Raw genomic sequence first — 17287 nt, 5'->3', positions numbered from 1 at the left:
CCTTCGCGCGGCCAAGTCTATGGGGTAGCGGCGCCGGCTGCGGACATCGGACGCCCTCCGGACCGCCGAATCAGCGTCAGCAATTCGGCACAGGCAGTGACATCCAGCACCAGAACCCCCATACTCGTCCGGGATGAACGGGATAGCTGCGGCCTTCAGTGCGACCGGTCTCTACTACCTCGGGTTCGCCTTCTTCAAAGTGGCGGCGGACCGGATGGCCCCGCTGCGGGGCAACCGGATCCTGCACATGACCTGGACGATCATCACCAACTGGATCTTCCTGATCGCGCTCGGGTTCGTGCTCGGCGGGCTCGGCCTGCAGATCCTGGCGCTGAGCAGGCTGCCGCTGTCCACGGCGGTGCCGATCTTCATGTCGGGGATCGTGCCGCTGCTGCTGATCGCGCTGGTGTTCTTCGGCGAGCGGCTCACCGCGCGCGAGTGGCTGAGCCTGCTGCTGATCGGCGGCGCGATCCTGCTGCTCACCGCCTCGCTCCGCGGGGACGAGCCGATCGGCTCGGCGGGCGCGCCGCTGTGGAAGATCGCGGTGGTGGTGGGCCCGGCGGTCGCGGTGCCGGTGCTGATCCTCGTCCTCGGCGACCACCGGCCGGACGGGCGGCACGCCCGGCCGGTCACCGGCATCGCCTACGGGCTGAGCTCGGGCTTCCCGGTCGGCACCGCGGAACTGGCGATCAAGGGGTGGAGCGACCACGCGGACGCCGCCCGGCCGGAGATCGCCCTGACCCCGTGGCCGTACCTGACGGTGTTCTCGGCGGCGATCGGGTTCGGGATCATGGTCATGGCGTTCCAGCGCTGCCGGGTCTCGATCGTGGCGACCGTGATGACGGTGACGGCGAAGACGTACCTGCTGACGATGGGAACGTTCCTCTACGCGGAGCGGTGGCCGCAGGACCTGGCGCATTCCGGGATGCGGCTGGGCGCGCTGGCACTCGGCGTGGTCGCCGTCCTGCAGTTCCCGCGGCACCGCCCCATCGACGACGAGCCGCGGGAACCGGCCGCCGGGGACGCGTCGTCCACGCAGGATCCGCTCGAGAACCCGCTGCTCGGGGACCCCGTGCCGTATGCCGCGCCAGTGCCGCCGCAGCGCTCACCGCACGCGCAGGACCTGCTCGGCCAGGGGCCGTACCAGCGTCCGGAACCAACGCCGCCGCGGCGGCCCGTCCGCCCGCGGAATCCCGCTCCCACGGAGACGGGGTCGGACGGGCGCTGGCGCGGCTTCACCGACTAGCGCTTCCTGCGGTCCTTCCGGTCGCCGGCGGGGAGGCCCTTGTCCAGGCCGGCGCGGCGGAGCGCGTCGGCCATGGCACCTCCGGCCCCCTGCCCGCTCTGACCGGATTGACCGCCTCGGGCACCACCGCCGCCCTGGCCGCGCCCGCCCTGGCCGCGCCCGCCCTGGGCGCGGCCGTCGCCGCGCGGCTTCTGGCCGCCGCGGTTCTGGCGTCCGCCGCCGTCGCGCCGCTCCCCGCCGCCCTGGCGGCCCCGCTGCCGTCCGCCGCCGCCCTGCTGGTCGCGGCCCGGCTCGTCGTCCAGGCGGAGCGTCAGCGAGATGCGCTTGCGCTGCAGGTCGACCTCCAGGACCTTCACGCGGACGATGTCGCCGGACTTGGCGACCTCGCGCGGGTCGGAGACGAACTTGTCGGACATCGCGGAGATGTGGACGAGCCCGTCCTGGTGGACGCCGACGTCCACGAAGGCGCCGAACGCGGCGACGTTGGTGACGACGCCCTCCAGGATCATGCCGGGCTGGAGGTCGGCGAGCTTGTCGACGCCCTCCTTGAACGTCGCGGTCTTGAACGCCGGGCGCGGGTCGCGGCCCGGCTTCTCCAGCTCGGCGAGGATGTCGGTGACGGTCGGCAGCCCGAAGGTGTCGTCGACGAACTCGGCGGGCTTGAGCGAGCGCAGCACGGCGGTGTTCCCGATGAGGCCCTTGATGTCGTTGCCGGCCGCGTCCAGGATCCGCCGGACGACCGGATACGCCTCCGGGTGCACGCTGGACGCGTCGAGCGGGTCGTCGCCGCCGGGGATGCGCAGGAACCCGGCGCACTGCTCGAACGCCTTCGGGCCGAGCCGCGGGACGTCCTTCAGCCCGCCCCGGCTGCGGAACGGGCCGTTGGCGTCGCGGTGCGCGACGATGTTCTCCGCGAGCCCCTCGCCGATGCCGGACACGCGGGTGAGCAGCGGCGCGGACGCGGTGTTCACGTCGACGCCGACGGCGTTCACGCAGTCCTCGACGACGGCGTCGAGCGAGCGGGACAGCTTCACCTCGGACACGTCGTGCTGGTACTGGCCGACGCCGATCGACTTCGGGTCGATCTTGACGAGCTCGGCGAGCGGGTCCTGGAGGCGGCGGGCGATGGAGACGGCGCCGCGCAGCGACACGTCCAGGCCGGGCAGCTCGCGTCCCGCGTACTCCGACGCCGAGTACACCGACGCGCCCGCCTCCGACACCATGATCTTGGTGAGCCCGAGGTCGGGGTGCCGGGCGATCAGGTCGGCGGCGAGCTTGTCGGTCTCCCGGGACGCGGTCCCGTTCCCGATGGAGACGAGGTCGACCTTGTGCTCGCGGGCGAGCGTCGCGAGGGTCTCGATCGACTCGTCCCACTTCCGGCGGGGTTCGTGGGGGTAGATCGTGTCGGTGGCGACGACCTTGCCGGTGGCGTCCACGACGGCGACCTTGACGCCGGTGCGCAGGCCCGGGTCGAGGCCCATGGTCGCGCGGGTCCCGGCGGGGGCGGCGAGGAGAAGGTCGCGCAGGTTCGCGGCGAACACGCGGACGGCCTCGTCCTCGGCCTCCTGGCGGAGCCGCGTCCGCATGTCGATGCCGAGGTGCACGAGGATCCGGGTGCGCCACGCCCAGCGGACCGCGTCGCCGAGCCACTTGTCGGCCGGACGGCCCTGGTCGGTGATCTGGAACCGCCGCGCGATCTCCACCTCGTAGGAGCTGCGCTGCCCCGGCTCCGGCTCGTCCTCGGGCTCCAGGTCGAGGTCGAGGACCTCTTCCTTCTCGCCGCGGAACAGCGCGAGGACGCGGTGCGAGGGCAGCTTCGCGAACGGCTCGGCGAACGCGAAGTAGTCGGAGAACTTCGCGCCCGACTCCTCCTTGCCCTCCCGGACGCGCGAGACCATCCGGCCCCGGCTCCACATGCGCTCGCGCAGGGCGCCGATGAGGTCGGCGTCCTCGGCGAAGCGCTCGACGAGGATGGCGCGGGCGCCCTCCAGGGCGGCGGCCGTGTCGGCGACGCCCTTGTCGGCGTCCACGTACTCGGCGGCTGCCGCCTGCGGGTCGTTCGACGGGTCGTTCAGCAGCAGGTCGGCGAGGGGTTCGAGGCCCGCCTCGCGGGCGATCTGCGCCTTGGTGCGCCGCTTCGGCTTGTACGGCAGGTAGATGTCCTCCAGCCGCGCCTTGGACTCGGCCGCCATGATCTGGGCCCGCAGCTCGTCGGTGAGCTTGCCCTGCGCCTCGATCGACTCCAGGATCGCGGCGCGGCGCTCGTCCAGCTCGCGCAGGTAGCGCAGCCGCTCCTCCAGGGCGCGCAGCTGCGCGTCGTCGAGCGTCCCGGTCGCCTCCTTGCGGTAGCGGGCGATGAACGGGACGGTCGCGCCGCCGTCGAGGAGTTCCACCGCGACCCGGACCTGCCCCTCCCCGACGCCGATCTCCTCGGCGATGCGCTGGGTGATGGGCGGCGGTCCGTCATGCCCGGCGGACGTCTGGCTCTTCGTCGCTGTCACAGAAGGAAGGGTAGGTCTAAGCCCACCTTCGCCGCCGGTGAGAGGGGGCCTAACACCACCGAGCCCTGGACGGCGGTCGACCACAATGGAGACGGGGCCGGGATCTACCGGACATTGGGGCCGGGATCTACCGGGCAGAGAAGTCGTGGAGGTACAGGTGAGTGACCGCGAGCTGGTCATCGGGCCGCGTCTCGGCGCGTACGGGCGGCGTGCCTTCACCAACCTCGTCCGCGCCGTGGTGCAGATCGTCGTGGCGTACGTGGCGAACCTGCCGCTGTTCATCCTCGCGGTGGTGTCGATCGCGCTCATCCCGCTGGGGGTCGGGGTCGTGCTCACGCCGGTGGTCGTGCAGGCGATCCGCGGGATCGCCAACCAGCAGCGGGTGTGGGCGGCGGAATGGTCGGGCGTGGAGATCGCCGTCCCGTACCGGCCGGAGCCGCCGGCCGGGATCGGGCCGTTCCGGCGGCTGACGTGGCTGTTCTCCGACCCGGCGACGTGGCGTGACCTGGTGTGGTCGCTGCTGAACGTGCCGATCGCGCTCGTCCTCGGGATTCTCGGCGGGCTGCTGAGCCTCTACGGGCTGGAGGGCATCGTCCTCGCGCCGTGGCTCGGGCAGGTCACCGGGTACGGGTGGGGGCCGTTCTGGCCGCTGGACGACTACGGGATCTTCGGAATCGTCGGGTCCGTCGTGCTGGGTGCGGTGCTGATGGTGGTGTCCGTCCCGGTGGGGCCGTTCTTCCTGAAGGCGCACGCGCTGTTCTGCCAGTCGCTGCTCGCGCCGACGCGGGCCGCGCTGACCGAGCGCGTCCAGCGGCTGACGGAGACGCGCTCGGAGACGGTCGACGCGTCCGCCGCCGAGCTGCGCCGCATCGAGCGAGACCTGCACGACGGCGCCCAGGCCCGGCTCGTCGCGCTGAGCATGAACATCGGGCTCGCCGAGGAGATGATGAAGCACGACCCGGAGACCGCGCAGCAGCTCCTCGCCGAGGCCCGCGCCGCCAGCGGGACGGCGCTCACCGAGCTCCGCGACCTGGTGCGGGGGATCCACCCGCCGGTGCTGGCCGAGCGGGGACTGGACGGGGCCGTCCGGGCGCTGGCGCTGGGCCTGCCGCTGCCCGTCGACGTCCAGACGGACCTGCCCGGACGCGCCGAGGCGCCGGTCGAGTCGGCGGCGTACTTCGCGGTCGCGGAGATGCTCGCGAACGTCGTCAAGCACTCGGCCGCCCGCCGCGCCTGGGTCCAGATCGAGCACTCCGGCGGCCGGCTGCTGATGATCGTCGGAGACGACGGGACGGGCGGCGCCGACCCCGCGTCCGGGTCCGGGATGCGGGGGATCGAGCGCAGGCTGGCCGCCTTCGATGGGACCATGGCCGTCACGAGCCCGCCCGGCGGGCCGACCGTCGTGACCATGGAGCTGCCGTGCGCGTTGTCATCGCCGAAGACCTCGCCCTCCTCAGGGACGGACTGATCCGCCTGCTGGGCGCGTTCGGCTTCGAGGTCGTCGAGGCCGTCGACAACGGGCCCTCGCTGCTGCGGGCGCTGACCGCGCACCGCCCTGACGTGGCGGTCGTGGACGTGCGGCTCCCGCCGACGTTCACCGACGAGGGGCTGCGGGCCGCGCTGGAGGCGCGCCGCGAGATCCCGGGGCTGCCGGTGCTGGTGCTGTCGCAGCACGTCGAGCAGCTGTACGCGCGGGAGCTGCTGTCCGACAGCACGGGCGGCATCGGCTACCTGCTGAAGGACCGGGTGTCGGACGTCAAGGTGTTCGTGGAGGCGGTGCGCCGGGTCGCCGACGGCGGCACCGCCCTCGACCCGGACGTGGTCGCGCAGCTGCTGACCCGGCACGCCCGCGAGGAGCCGCTGCAGCAGCTCACCCCCCGCGAGCGCGAGGTGCTCGGGCTGATGGCGGAGGGCCGGTCGAACGCGGCGATCGCGGGGAAGCTGTTCGTCACTGAGAAGGCGATCAGCAAGCACACCAACAACATCTTCGCCAAGCTCGGGCTGCCGCAGTCGGAGGACGACAACCGGCGCGTCCTCGCGGTCCTCGCCTACCTGGGCGCTTGACCGGGCTATCGCGCCCAGGGCGGGACGAGCCGCTCGTCGCCCTGGGGGGCGATGTCGCATTTCGATTCGTCCACCACCGCGTCCGGGTCGTAGGCGAGGCATCCGGCGTGGGCGGCGACGACGGCGGTGAACCCGGCGTCCGGGCGCGAGGTCATCTGGCGCGGGACGCCGGCGGGCAGGACGACGGTGTCGCCGGGGCCCGCCTCCAGCGTGCGCCCGTCCAGGTCGATGGTGGCGGTGCCGTCCAGGAACGTCCATATCTGCTCGGTGTCGAAGGCGTGCAGCGGCCCGGTCCTGCCGGGCGCCATGTCGACGCGCCAGAGCGCGATGCCCTCCGTGCCGCCCTGGGTGGGCGTCGCGAAGGTGGTCATGGTGCCGTTCGGCGTGCCGGTGCGGCGGCTTTCGGCGGCGCGGATGAGCGTCATGAGCCCCGATCCCCTAAGTTAGACAACGTGGTTGTCCTAATAGTCAATGAGGTTGTCTTTCATGTCAATTGACGAGCCCGCCGGCGGGGCGGCCGACGCGCCCGACGACGCGCCCGACGACGCGCCCGACGACGCGCCCGACGACGCCCCCGGGTACGAGCTGCCGCTGCGGCTGTTCCTCGCCTTCCGCGTGATCGTCGACGAGGTGCACGCCGAGCTCGCCGAGCAGGGGCATCCCGGGCTCCGCCCGATGCACGGCTTCGTCTTCCAGGCCATCGGGACCGGCGGCACGACCGCGGTCGAGCTCGGCCGGCGGCTCGGGGTGTCCAAGCAGGCCGCGGGCAAGATGATCGAGTCGCTGGAGCGCGCCGGGTACGTCGAGCGCGCCGCCGACCCGTCCGACGCCCGGCGCAAGCTCGTCCGGCTGACCGCGCACGGGGTCGACTCGCTGGCCCGCTCCGCGCGGATCTTCGACCGCGTCCGTGACGGCTGGGTCGAGCGGCTCGGCGCGGACCGCGTCCGGGCCCTGGAGGACGATCTCCGCAGGGTCACGCCCGGCGATCCGTGGCGGCTCGACGTCCCCGGCTGGTTCGGCTCGGCCTGAAAATTCTTGGACGGTTTGTACCCGTACGTGCCCAGGCAGTTGCTTAGACCACCTGCACTGATGCGTCCTGCCTGCCCGAAGGCTCTTGAACGCACCGTTCCACCCGGTTACGATCCACCCAATTCTTAGGAAAGTTTCCTAAGAATTGAGCGGGGATTCCTGTTTGCTCGGGGGCCGAACGAACGGAGAATCATGTCAAGACCGGGCGGACGGCGGGCCACCGTGCTCGCCGGCGCAGCAACCCTGGCGGTCGCGGCCGCCCTGCTGGTGGCGCCCCCGGCGTCGTCGGCCGGGACGGTCACCGCCGAGTGTAAGAAGACGCAGGACTGGGGCACCGGCTTTGGCGGCTCGTGCACGATCACGAACGGGACGAACGCCCCCCTGAACGGCTGGAAGCTGGAGGGCGACCTGCCCTCAGGCACCAGCGTGACGTCGGTGTGGAACGCCAACAAGGCCGTTTCGGGCAACCACTACACGTTCACCAACCCGACGTGGAGCAACACCCTCTCGGCGAACAGCACGGTCAGTTTCGGGTTCAACGGAACCGGCCCCGGCTTCTTCACCGGGTGCAAGATCAACGGCGCGTCGTGCGACGGCGGCGGCAACGGCGAGGAGGACCTCGAGGCTCCCACCACCCCCATGGGCCTCCGCCTCGTCAACAAGTCCGCCACGACCGTCGGGCTCGCCTGGGACGCGTCCACCGACGACGTGGGCGTGACCGGCTACGACGTCTTCCAGGGCGCGACCAAGGTCGCCTCGGGCAGCGAGACCGGCGCCAACATCACGGGTCTCACGCCGAAGACCGCCTACACGTTCACGGTCAAGGCGAACGACGCCTCCGGAAAGAGCTCCCCCGCTTCCGCTCCCCTCCAGGTCACCACCGACGAAGGTGGCAGCGGCACGGCCGGCAAGGTCATCGGCTACTTCGTCAACTGGGGCGTCTACCAGCGGAACTACCACGTCAAGAACATTGACACGAGTGGCTCCGCGCGCAAGCTGACCCACATCAACTACGCGTTCGGCAACGTCCAGGGCGGCCGGTGCACCATCGGCGACGGGTATGCCGACTACGAGAAGGCGTACGGCGCGGACCAGAGCGTCGACGGCGTCGCCGACACGTGGGACCAGCCCCTGCGCGGCAACTTCAACCAGCTGCGCAAGCTGAAGAAGAAGTACCCGAACCTCAAGGTGCTGTGGTCGTTCGGCGGCTGGACCTGGTCCGGCGGCTTCGGCCAGGCCGCGCAGAACCCGGCGGCCTTCGCCGAGTCCTGCTACAACCTGGTCGAGGACTCGCGCTGGGCGGACGTGTTCGACGGCATCGACATCGACTGGGAATACCCGAACGCCTGCGGTCTGACCTGCGACACGAGCGGCCCGGCCGCGTTCACGAACCTGATGAGCGCGCTGCGGACCAAGTTCGGCTCGAACAACCTCGTGACCGCCGCGATCACCGCGGACGCCAGCTCCGGCGGCAAGCTGGACAAGGCCGACTACAAGGGCGCGTCGCAGTACGTCGACTGGTACCTGCCCATGACCTACGACTACTTCGGGGCATGGGACGCGCAGGGACCGACGGCGCCGCACTCGCCGCTCACGTCCTACCCGGGCATCCCGCAGCAGGGCTTCAACACGGCGGACACCATCGCCAAGCTGAAGTCCATGGGCATCCCCGGCAGCAAGCTCCTGATGGGGCTCGGCTTCTACGGCCGCGGCTGGACGGGCGTCACCCAGAAGGAGCCCGGCGGCACGGCCACCGGACCCGCACCCGGCAAGTACGAGCAGGGCATCGAGGACTACAAGGACCTCAAGGGACGATGCCCCTCGAACGGCACCATCGCCGGGACCGCCTACGCCCACTGCGGTAACCAGTGGTGGAGCTACGACACGCCTGCCACGATCGGCAGCAAGTCGGCCTGGGCCGGCTCGGAAGGACTCGGTGGCGCGTTCTTCTGGGAGCTCAGCGGCGACACCGCCAATGGCGAGCTCATCAACGCCATCCGATAGCCGTCTCGGCTGAGCTGTTCGCAGAGGGGGTCCTCCCAGCCCCTTAGACAGCCGAGACATCGGGCCCCTGACCAACCGGACGCCGGTCAGGGGCCCGCCCTTGGCCGCACTCCGGCCAGGGCCCCCGGCCCTTTCCCGGCGCCCCCCGCCGCCGGGAAAGGGCCCTTATCGTTCTCCGGATCAGCTCCCGGATCAGTTCCGGATCAGCTCCCGGATCAGTTCTCGGCGCGGGTCTCGGTACGGGCCAGGACGGCGCGGGCGCGGGCGACACCGGACGCGTTGCCGAGGCTGCGGTACAGGTCGAGGGCCTCGCGGGCGGGGACGGCGGCCGGTTCGCGTTGGCCCGCGTCCAGGAGCACCACGGCGAGAGCGCGGCGGCTCCGGGCCTGCATCCAGCGGTCGCCCAGCTCGTCGAACGCCTCGACGGCCCGCCGCAGCGCCTCGGCCGCCTCGTCGTGGCGTCCCAGCCGGCCGAGGGCACGGCCCTCCGAGATGCGCGTCCGGGCGAGGCCCCAGGTGTCGCCGAGCGTCTCCAGCGTCCGCGCGGACTCGCGCACGAACCTCAGCTCCCGCAGCCCGTTGCGCGGGTCGCCGGTCTCCCCGGCGGCGCGCAGGCACCGGGCCGCCTCCCACTGCTCGCCGCGCAGCCGGAACGCCTCGATCGCCCGCTCCAGCGTCGGCGCCGCCAGGCTGTGCTTCACGTCGGCGGCGGCGGTGTCGCCGGACGCGCGGAGCGCCCGCGCCTCGGCGGCCAGGACCTCCCCGAGCGCGCGGAGCGTCTGCGCCTCCGAGTACCGGTTGCCGTTGCGCTGGAAGACACCCAGGGCCTGTTCGAGCAGGCCGCGGGCCTCCTCGTAGCGGCGCTGGGCGAGCCGCAGCTCCGCGAGGTTGCGCTGCGTCCTGGCCCGCCACCAGGCGTCGCCCTCCTCGGCGAACGCGTCGATCGCCTCGATCAGGTAGCCCTGGCCCTCGTCGAGGTTGCCGGCGTCGCGCAGGCACATGCCGGCGGCGCGGAGCGCTCGGGCGCGCCACCACATCTCCCTGCCGCCGGTGAAGATGCGGAGGGCTTCCGAGGCGTCGTTGTACGCGCTCTCCATGAAGCCCTGGTTTCCCTGGACGGACGACCGTTCGAGCAAGGCGATCCCCACGGCCTGGTCGTCGTCCATGTGGGTGGCGACCGTGTACGTCAGTTCCGCTGCCGCGCGCCACTCCGGCCAGAACACGCGCAACGAATGGAACAGCGAACACGTGGCGCGGCCAAGGCGCCACACCAGACTCCACATCTCGTGTTCCGCGCCTTGCGCGAGCAGCGCGAGAAGGGCGGGACGTTCGCTGGTCAGCCAGTCGAGCGCCGAGTACTCGGAGACGGGCGCCTCGCCCGCCCGGCGGTGCCAGTCCTGCGGCCAGCGGCTCGCGGCCACGCGTTCCGCGCGCTCGCGGTAGCCGTCGAGGACGCGCTCCAGGGCGGCGTCGCGTTCGTGCTCGGCGTCCTCGACCTCCGTCCGCTCCAGCGCGTAGAGGCGGACGAGGTCGTGCAGGCGGTACCGCATCCGTCCGGTCGCGTCCGTCCCGGAGCACTCGACGAGCTGGGCGTCCACCAGGGCCTCCAGCTGGTCGTCGCCCTCCAGGTCGGACACGCCGAGCAGCGCGCCCGCCGCCCACGCCTGCACGTCGGGCGCGTCGAGCATGGCCAGGGTGCGCAGGAGGCGGCGCTGCGTCCGGCTGCAGTCGTCGTAGCTGAGCGCCAGGCTCGCCCGGACGCTGGTGTCGATGTCGCGGGCGGTCTCCAGCTCGTCGAGGCGGCGGCGCCGCTCGTCCTGGAGCCGGTCGGCCATGGCGCGCGGCGTCCACGACTCGCGGGCGGCGAGGCGGCCGCCGCAGATGCCGATCGCGAGCGGCAGGTACCCGCACAGCTCGGCGATCTCGTCCGCCGCCACCGGGTCGAGGGCGATCCGCTCCCGCCCGGCGAGCCGGCCGAGCAGCTCCACCGCGCTCTCGCCGGTGAACTCCCGCAGCCGCCGGTCGACCGTGTTGCGCAGGTGCAGCGGCTGCCGCGACGTCACGATCACCGCGCAGCCCCCGACCGGCGGCAGCAGCGCCCGCACCTGGTCGGCGTCGCGGGCGTTGTCGAGCAGGACGAGGATGCGGCGGCCCTTCGTCCACGTCCACCACAGCTTCTGCAGCTCCGGCAGGCCGCCGGGGTCGGTGGACAGCCGGACGCCCAGCGCCTGCAGGAACCCGATCAGCACCTCCTCCGGCGCGACCCGCGCGTCGCCCGTGCCGCGCAAGTCGAAGTACAGCGCTCCGTCGGGGTAGTCGGCGGCGATCTCGTGCGCGAACCGGGCCGCCAGCGACGACTTGCCGACCCCGGCGGGGCCGTGCAGCGACACGACCAGCGGCGACGCCGGGGAGCCGGTCCCGTCGGCGGCGGCGCGGCGCAGCAGGGCGAGCGATCCGTCCCGCCCGGTGAAGTGCGCGATCACGGGCGGGAGCTGCGCGGGCGTGACGCTCTGCTCGATCTCGTCCCGGCCGCCGGGACCGTCGCCGGGCCCGCCCTGCTGCGTGCCCCAGGCGGCGACCCCCGCCAGGAGGGCGACGCCGCCGGTGACGACGACCTGGACGGGGGCGGCGAGGTCCAGCGCGTCCAGGGACGTCGTCACCGCCGTGATGACCGCGGTGAGCCCGCCCACGATCCACGGCGCCGCCAGCCGCGCGCGCCTGGGGACCTGCCCCTCCGGCGAGGGGCGCGCCGCGCCGGTGGACGTCTCGTCCGGCACCCGGTCCACCGCCCTCCGGTCCTTTTCCATCCCTTGACGAATGATCACTCATCCCGGGGAACGGAAGATGAACGGACCCCTCGCCGGCCGGGGGCGCGGCGCACCCAGGCGGTCGGGCGCGGGCACTCAGGCGGTCTGCAGCACCGCCTCGATCTCCAGGACGATCTGGACCTTCTCCCCCAGCCCCAGCGCGCCGCCCGGGACGGTGGCGCGATCGCCGATGCCGAACTCCAGCCGGTTGATCTCGCCGGTCGCGGTGAACCCGGCGCGGGCGCCCTTGAACGGGTCGTCCTGCCGGAACGGGTCGGGACCGAAGCCTTCGACCTCCAGGGCGAGCGGCACCGGCCTGGTCGTCCCGTGCAGGGTCAGCTCGCCGTCGAGGACGAAGCCGCCGCCGTCGCGGCGGACGCCGGTGGAGCGGTAGGTCATGGCCGGGTAGGTGGCGACGTCCAGGAAGTCCGCGGACCTGACGTGCTCGTCGCGCTGCGCGTTCCCGGTGTCGATCGAGGCCAGGTCGACGGACGCGGTCACCGTGGAGTCGAGGGGGTCGGCGCCGGTGACGACGGTCCCCTCGAACGTCCCGAAACGGCCGCGGACCTTGCTGACCATCAGATGCCTGATCGTGAAGCCGACGCCGGAGTGGACGGGGTCGACGGTCCAGGTGCCCGCGATGTAGCCGGGGACCTCGACAAGCTCGGTCGTCATCGTGTCTCCTAGGGTTATGAAAGGTAAGGCGGTTCCGATCGGGAACCGTCTCCATGGTGCGGACACCCTCGGAGTCGGCACAAGAAGGCACTTTTTTCTGCCTCGGTCACCTGGAGAGAACCATGGGATTGCAGCCGCACTCGGCGGGTTGCCGGGCCCGCGAGATCCTCGACCGGGTCGGCGACAAATGGTCGCTGCAGGTCATCGCGCTGCTCGGCGAGCGCACCAAGCGGTTCACCGAGCTCAAGCGCGAGATCGACGGCATCAGCCAGCGCATGCTCACCGTGACGCTGCGGGGCCTGGAACGCGACGGAATCGTCACCCGGACCGTGTATCCGGTGATGCCGCCGCGCGTCGACTATTCGCTCACCCCGCTGGGTGCGACGCTGATGGACGCCGCCAACGCCCTCGTCTCCTGGGCCGAATCCCACCTCGACCAGATCGACGCCGCCCGCGCCGACTACGACGCTCGGCTCGCCGAAACCGACGCGCTGAAAAGGACGTCCTGAGCCTGTTCACGGCCTACTAGGGCACGAGGTCCGCGTCGCAGAAGTAAGCCGTCCTGACGGGCACGGGACGCACCCGATCGAGCAACTCGGCAGGCCTCACATAGGCGTACATGCGATTCACGGCAGGACGCCGGTGTTCACGAGCGCGAAAGAAATCCGTGTGCCCGCGCTCGTTGCGCGAGGTAGCGTGGTGGGCGATGGACCTTCACGAGGTGGGACGGCGAGCTAGCCGCGCCGAGCTGGGGAACGAGCAGTCGTGCCCGGCCCGGCTCGGCGGTGTGCGCCGTCATCCCATCGACCTCGTGAGGCCGTTCCATGCGCTCGACTGACATCCGTTCGACCTTTCTGGGCTTCTTCCAGGAGCGCGACCATCGCGTTGTGCCGTCCAGCCCGCTCATCCCGGCAGATCCCACGCTGCTGCTGACGAACGCGGGCATGAACCAGTTCAAGCCGTACTTCCTCGGCGAGACGACGCCTGACCATTCCCGGCTGATGTCCGTGCAGAAGTGCGCGCGGACGTCCGACATCGAGAACGTGGGCCGCACCACGCGGCACTCGACGTTCTTCGAAATGCTCGGCAACTTCTCCTTCGGCGACTACTTCAAGGCGGAGGCGATCTCCTGGGCATGGGAGCTGTTCACCCGCCACTACGACCTCGACCCGGAACGAATCTGGGTCACCGTCTACCTGGACGACGACGAGGCCGAACGGCTCTGGCGGCGCGTCGGCGTCTCCTCGGAACGGATCCAGCGGCTCGGCATGGAGGACAACCACTGGTCGATGGGCGTGCCCGGCCCATGCGGACCATCCTCCGAACTTCACTACGACCGGGGACCGTCCTTCGGTCGTGAAGGCGGACCGGCCATCGACGGCGAGCGCTACCAGGAACTGTGGAATCTCGTCTTCATGCAGAACCTCCGCGGCGAGGGAACCGGGAAGGGCGACTATCCCATCATCGGCGAGCTGCCCGCGAAGAACATCGACACCGGCCTCGGCCTGGACCGTCTCGCCGCGATTCTGCAGGACGTCGATACGGTATGCGAGACGGACCTGCTTGCGCCGACCTTCCGGCTCGTCCAGGAAATGGCGGGCCGCCAATACCCGGGACGCGACGGGAGCGACGATTCCACGTCCATCCGCATCGTCGCGGAACACTCGCGCTCGATCGCGTTCCTCATCGCCGACGGCGTGCTGCCCGCGCGCGACGGCCGGGGCTACGTGCTGCGCCGCCTGATGCGCCGCGCCATCCGCCACGCGCGCAAGCTCGGCATGGACGACCTGACCCTGCCCGCCCTGACGGCCAGCGTCATCGACAATTTGGGCGGGACATGGCCGGAACTGAGGAGGCAATCCGGCCTGATCCACCAGGTCGTCACGGCCGAGGAAGAGGGTTTTGAACGAACGCTCCGCCAGGGCTCGCAGATCCTCGAATCGGCGATCGGCCGCGCGACGACCACCATTCCCGGGCGCACCGCGTTCGAGCTGCACGACACCTACGGCTTCCCGATCGACCTGACCCTCGACGCGGCGCGCTCGGCGGGCCTCACGGTCGACGAGAACGAGTTCGCGGAGCTCCTCGAAGCCCAGCGCCGCCAGGCGCACGAGGCGGGCCAGAACAGGAAGGGCGACACCGTCGCACGCCAGGACGTCTACCGCCGGATCACCGCGGAACACGGCCCCGGCACCTTCGTCGGATACTCCACGACAACAACGGGAACAAAAGTCCTCGCCCTTCTCGGCCCCAACGGACCATTGCAGAACGCGGGACCAGGCTCCGACATCGAACTGATCCTGACGCGCACCCCGTTCTACGCGGAGTCGGGCGGCCAGGTGGGCGACACGGGCACCCTGCACACCTCCAGCGCGACGCTCCAGGTCCTCGACACCCAGCCGGGCCTGGACGGACTGCACGTCCACACCGTCCGCGTACTGGACGGCGAGGTGCGTCCCGGCGACGAGGCCGAGGCGACCGTCGACGCGGACCGCCGGGCGGCGACGGCACGGTCGCACAGCGCGACACACGTCCTCCACGCGATGCTGCGCCGGCTCCTCGGCGACCACGCGGCCCAGCGCGGCTCACGCGTCGAGCCGGGACGCCTGCGCTTCGATTTCGCGCACTTCTCCCCTACCGACATCGCACGCGTCCAGACCCTCGTGAACGACTACCTCCTGGACGACCCCGACGTCCGGGTCTGGCAGGCGTCCCGCGCCGAGGCGGAAGCGGCAGGCGCGTTCGCGCTGTTCGGCGAGAAGTACGGCGACGAGGTCCGCATCGTGGACATCGGCGACGCGTCCCGCGAGCTGTGCGGCGGAACCCACGTCGGCCACGGCTCCCAGGCGGGCCCGGTCCACATCGTCGGCGAGTCGTCCATCGGCACCGGCCTGCGCCGCATCGAAGCGCTCACCGGCGCGGACGCCCTTCGCCACTACGACCACCAGCGCGACCTCCTGCACGAACTCGCAGGAATCCTCCACGTGTCTCCCGACCAGGCACCCGCCCGCCTGCGGCAGCGCCTGGAAACACTCGCGGAGACCCAGCGGCACCTGGAAACCCTGCACCGCGCGGAACTGGACGCGCACGCGGAACGCCTGGCGTCCCAGGCCGAAAGGCTCCCGGGCGGCTGGCTGGTGGCGCAGATCGTCCCCGGCCTGACCAGCGCGGACCTCCGCACCGTCGCCACGGCGATCCTGAACCGCCGCGGCCCAAGGGGCATCGTCGTCCTGGGCACGAGTTCCTCGGGCAAGGCGGCCCTGGTCGCAGCGACGCCGCCCGGCATCCAGGCCCGCGACCTCCTGACCACCGCCGCGCGCGAGGTCGGCGGCGGCGCGGGCGGCAAGGGCCCCATCGCGAACGCGGGCGGCCGAAACCCCGAAAACCTGCCGGACGCGATCCGCACCGCGGCCACCGAGGCCCGCGCCCTCCTCGGCTGACATGGTCCCGCCGGCCCGGCCGATCCGGTCGGGCTGGCGGGATTTGAACCCACGACCCCTGGCACCCAAAGCCAGTGCGCTACCAAACTGCGCTACAGCCCGCACGCCACCGCCGTAGGCGATGACGCGAGAAGTCTAGTCCCGATCAGCCCCGCTCCGCGCAACCCGGCATGACGCGTCCACCCCCCGGGACCCTGTACGCTACGGGATGGCGATCGAGGCCCTACAGGCCTGATCCGCTCGCGGGCGTAGCTCAATGGTAGAGCCCCAGTCTTCCAAACTGGCTACGCGGGTTCGATTCCCGTCGCCCGCTCCCACTCCAGAGCCCGAAGTCACGGGCATGATCTCGTTCTTATGTCCCTGCTTGCGACGCGTGTGCGCTCCGCGCGGGTTGGACCGGGCCGTGCCTTCCCCGGAGGGGGGCAGGGCCCGGTCTGGTCGGATCAGGCGCCGGCGTGGTGGACGGGGGTTACTGGCAGCGCTTCCAGGAGTAGTGGTAGGTCGTCTTGATGCTGCCGTCGGTGGAGTCCATGCCGATGAAGCTGACCTTGGACTCGTCCGTCGTCTCGATTCGCAGGTCGGTGTTGACGTTGAAGTTCCGCTGCTCGCCGCACGGCGACCACACGAGCTGGGACACGTCCACGACGTCGGTGTTCTGCCAGCTGTTGTTGTAGGGGCCGTTCACGGGATAGGTGTACCGCCGGGTGCGCGGGTCGCCCTGGAAGTAGTAGCTGGCGGTCTGGGAGGCCTTCGCGCCGGGCTTCAGGTTGGCGTAGCCGCGGTAGTCGGTCGCCGAGACAGCGTAGGTGAAGCCCTGCGGGACGTGCACCCTCATGTTGATCTGGCAGTTCTTGCGGGAGTCGGTGGGCTTGGACGTGCCGCCCACCTGGGCGATGTACTCGCTGTAGGTGACCGTGAACGCGTCGTTGGTCTCGTTCAGGGCGATCGCGGCGGTGCCGAGCGGACAGCCTGAGCCGTTGATGGTCGCGACCTCGATGGTCACGCCGTCGGGGCCGCGTCCGAGAAAGTCCCCGTACGGCCCGGACGCGGCGGCGGGGGTGACGGACGCCGCGGTCATGGCGAGCGCGGCGGCGACAGAAAAGGCGATCCCTTTACGCATGCGATTCCTCTGCTCGAAAGTAGGCGCTGCTGCTCCTTCGGCGGTCGAAGATGCGGCGCCTGATGTCTGAGTGAACGAACGCCATCAATGGCAATAGACCCGGAATCTAAGGGAAGGCTAACCTCTGCCGTTAAGCACTGTCAATCAATGATTTTCAACTTTTCGATCCACTGGTATTGCCAAGCAGAACGCAGTTTGGACTCCATGATCATCGATCTTCGATCGTCAATAGCGACTCTTTGACAAGCATCGTTCCAAAAAGCGTCCCCCGCGTTGTGCAAGGCCGTGATCAGGCATGATGTGCGGCCTGGAATGGCCGGAAACGGCCTTCACGCCTCTCCTGGTTCGCGTGTGTGTGCGCCTCATTCCTCGTCGTGTGTTTTGGGGGGCGGGGGCCGGGT

General features: G+C 71.0%; 12 protein-coding genes and 2 tRNA genes. 8 read left to right on the top strand and 6 right to left on the bottom strand.

Annotation, left to right across the window (positions count from 1 at the left end):
• The first annotated feature begins 133 nt into the window (after positions 1-133).
• Positions 134-1246 (top strand): hypothetical protein, encoded by a 1113-nt coding sequence (locus E1264_RS09345; RefSeq protein WP_132171677.1) that lies wholly within the window; start codon positions 134-136, stop codon positions 1244-1246.
• Here E1264_RS09345 and E1264_RS09340 read toward each other — a convergent pair.
• Positions 1243-3747: a Tex family protein gene (locus tag E1264_RS09340; protein WP_132171675.1), complete on the bottom strand. Its 2505-nt coding sequence runs from the start codon at positions 3745-3747 to the stop codon at positions 1243-1245. The genes E1264_RS09345 and E1264_RS09340 overlap by 4 nt on opposite strands.
• A 157-nt stretch (positions 3748-3904) precedes the next feature.
• On the opposite strand from E1264_RS09340, the gene E1264_RS09335 reads away from it, so the two are divergent.
• Positions 3905-5215 (top strand): sensor histidine kinase, encoded by a 1311-nt coding sequence (locus E1264_RS09335; protein ID WP_243710832.1) that lies wholly within the window; start codon positions 3905-3907, stop codon positions 5213-5215.
• Positions 5167-5811: a response regulator transcription factor gene (locus tag E1264_RS09330; protein WP_132171671.1), complete on the top strand. Its 645-nt coding sequence runs from the start codon at positions 5167-5169 to the stop codon at positions 5809-5811. Before E1264_RS09335 ends, E1264_RS09330 begins: the two co-directional genes overlap by 49 nt.
• A gap of 5 nt (positions 5812-5816) precedes the next feature.
• Here E1264_RS09330 and E1264_RS09325 read toward each other — a convergent pair whose 3' ends face one another.
• Positions 5817-6236, bottom strand: a complete 420-nt coding sequence (locus tag E1264_RS09325) for a cupin domain-containing protein (protein ID WP_132171669.1) — start codon at positions 6234-6236, stop codon at positions 5817-5819.
• Between the two features lie 61 nt (positions 6237-6297).
• Between E1264_RS09325 and E1264_RS09320 the strand changes: the two genes are divergently transcribed.
• Together E1264_RS09320 and E1264_RS09315 are read left to right on the top strand one after the other, a co-directional pair.
• Complete coding sequence (locus E1264_RS09320) at positions 6298-6840, top strand: MarR family winged helix-turn-helix transcriptional regulator (RefSeq protein WP_132171667.1); 543 nt, start codon at positions 6298-6300, stop codon at positions 6838-6840.
• A gap of 192 nt (positions 6841-7032) precedes the next feature.
• Positions 7033-8844: a glycosyl hydrolase family 18 protein gene (locus E1264_RS09315; protein ID WP_132171665.1), complete on the top strand. Its 1812-nt coding sequence runs from the start codon at positions 7033-7035 to the stop codon at positions 8842-8844.
• A gap of 215 nt (positions 8845-9059) precedes the next feature.
• Here E1264_RS09315 and E1264_RS09310 read toward each other — a convergent pair whose 3' ends face one another.
• Together E1264_RS09310 and E1264_RS09305 are read right to left on the bottom strand one after the other, a co-directional pair.
• Complete coding sequence (locus E1264_RS09310) at positions 9060-11651, bottom strand: tetratricopeptide repeat protein (RefSeq protein ID WP_132171663.1); 2592 nt, start codon at positions 11649-11651, stop codon at positions 9060-9062.
• A gap of 96 nt (positions 11652-11747) precedes the next feature.
• A complete protein-coding gene (locus E1264_RS09305; RefSeq protein ID WP_132171661.1) occupies positions 11748-12326 on the bottom strand; it encodes a YceI family protein in 579 nt (192 codons plus the stop codon).
• A gap of 122 nt (positions 12327-12448) precedes the next feature.
• Here E1264_RS09305 and E1264_RS09300 point away from each other — a divergent pair, with 122 nt between their 5' ends.
• Together E1264_RS09300 and alaS are read left to right on the top strand one after the other, a co-directional pair.
• On the top strand, positions 12449-12835 hold the full coding sequence (locus E1264_RS09300) for a helix-turn-helix domain-containing protein (RefSeq protein WP_132171659.1): 387 nt from the start codon (positions 12449-12451) through the stop codon (positions 12833-12835).
• A gap of 315 nt (positions 12836-13150) precedes the next feature.
• The gene (alaS, locus tag E1264_RS09295; protein WP_132171657.1) at positions 13151-15766 is read left to right on the top strand and encodes an alanine--tRNA ligase; all 2616 of its coding nucleotides are present in this window, start codon (positions 13151-13153) and stop codon (positions 15764-15766) included.
• Positions 15767-15794: 28 nt separating this feature from the next.
• Here alaS and E1264_RS09290 read toward each other — a convergent pair.
• Positions 15795-15868, bottom strand: a tRNA-Pro gene (locus E1264_RS09290).
• Between the two features lie 140 nt (positions 15869-16008).
• Here E1264_RS09290 and E1264_RS09285 point away from each other — a divergent pair.
• Positions 16009-16079 (top strand) — tRNA-Gly (locus E1264_RS09285).
• A 156-nt stretch (positions 16080-16235) separates the two neighbouring features.
• Here E1264_RS09285 and E1264_RS09280 read toward each other — a convergent pair.
• The gene (locus E1264_RS09280; RefSeq protein WP_132171655.1) at positions 16236-16886 is read right to left on the bottom strand and encodes a DUF4360 domain-containing protein; all 651 of its coding nucleotides are present in this window, start codon (positions 16884-16886) and stop codon (positions 16236-16238) included.
• Positions 16887-17287: the final 401 nt, after the last annotated feature.

Origin of the sequence: Actinomadura sp. KC216 (assembly GCF_004348535.1) — a bacterium.
GTDB lineage: Bacteria > Actinomycetota > Actinomycetes > Streptosporangiales > Streptosporangiaceae > Spirillospora.
Note: the sequence above shows the minus strand (reverse complement) of the source record. Positions and strands in the feature narration are given on the sequence as shown.

Bases quoted from the DNA above. Each gene is read 5' to 3' on its own strand.
- E1264_RS09315 (WP_132171665.1), top strand. From the start codon at position 7,033: ATGTCAAGACCGGGCGGACGGCGGGCCACCGTGCTCGCCGGCGCAGCA.
- E1264_RS09345 (WP_132171677.1), top strand. From the start codon at position 134: ATGAACGGGATAGCTGCGGCCTTCAGTGCGACCGGTCTCTACTACCTC.
- E1264_RS09310 (WP_132171663.1), bottom strand. From the start codon at position 11,651: ATGGAAAAGGACCGGAGGGCGGTGGACCGGGTGCCGGACGAGACGTCC.
- E1264_RS09300 (WP_132171659.1), top strand. From the start codon at position 12,449: ATGGGATTGCAGCCGCACTCGGCGGGTTGCCGGGCCCGCGAGATCCTC.
- E1264_RS09280 (WP_132171655.1), bottom strand. From the start codon at position 16,886: ATGCGTAAAGGGATCGCCTTTTCTGTCGCCGCCGCGCTCGCCATGACC.
- E1264_RS09305 (WP_132171661.1), bottom strand. From the start codon at position 12,326: ATGACGACCGAGCTTGTCGAGGTCCCCGGCTACATCGCGGGCACCTGG.
- E1264_RS09325 (WP_132171669.1), bottom strand. From the start codon at position 6,236: ATGACGCTCATCCGCGCCGCCGAAAGCCGCCGCACCGGCACGCCGAAC.
- E1264_RS09320 (WP_132171667.1), top strand. From the start codon at position 6,298: ATGTCAATTGACGAGCCCGCCGGCGGGGCGGCCGACGCGCCCGACGAC.
- alaS (WP_132171657.1), top strand. From the start codon at position 13,151: ATGCGCTCGACTGACATCCGTTCGACCTTTCTGGGCTTCTTCCAGGAG.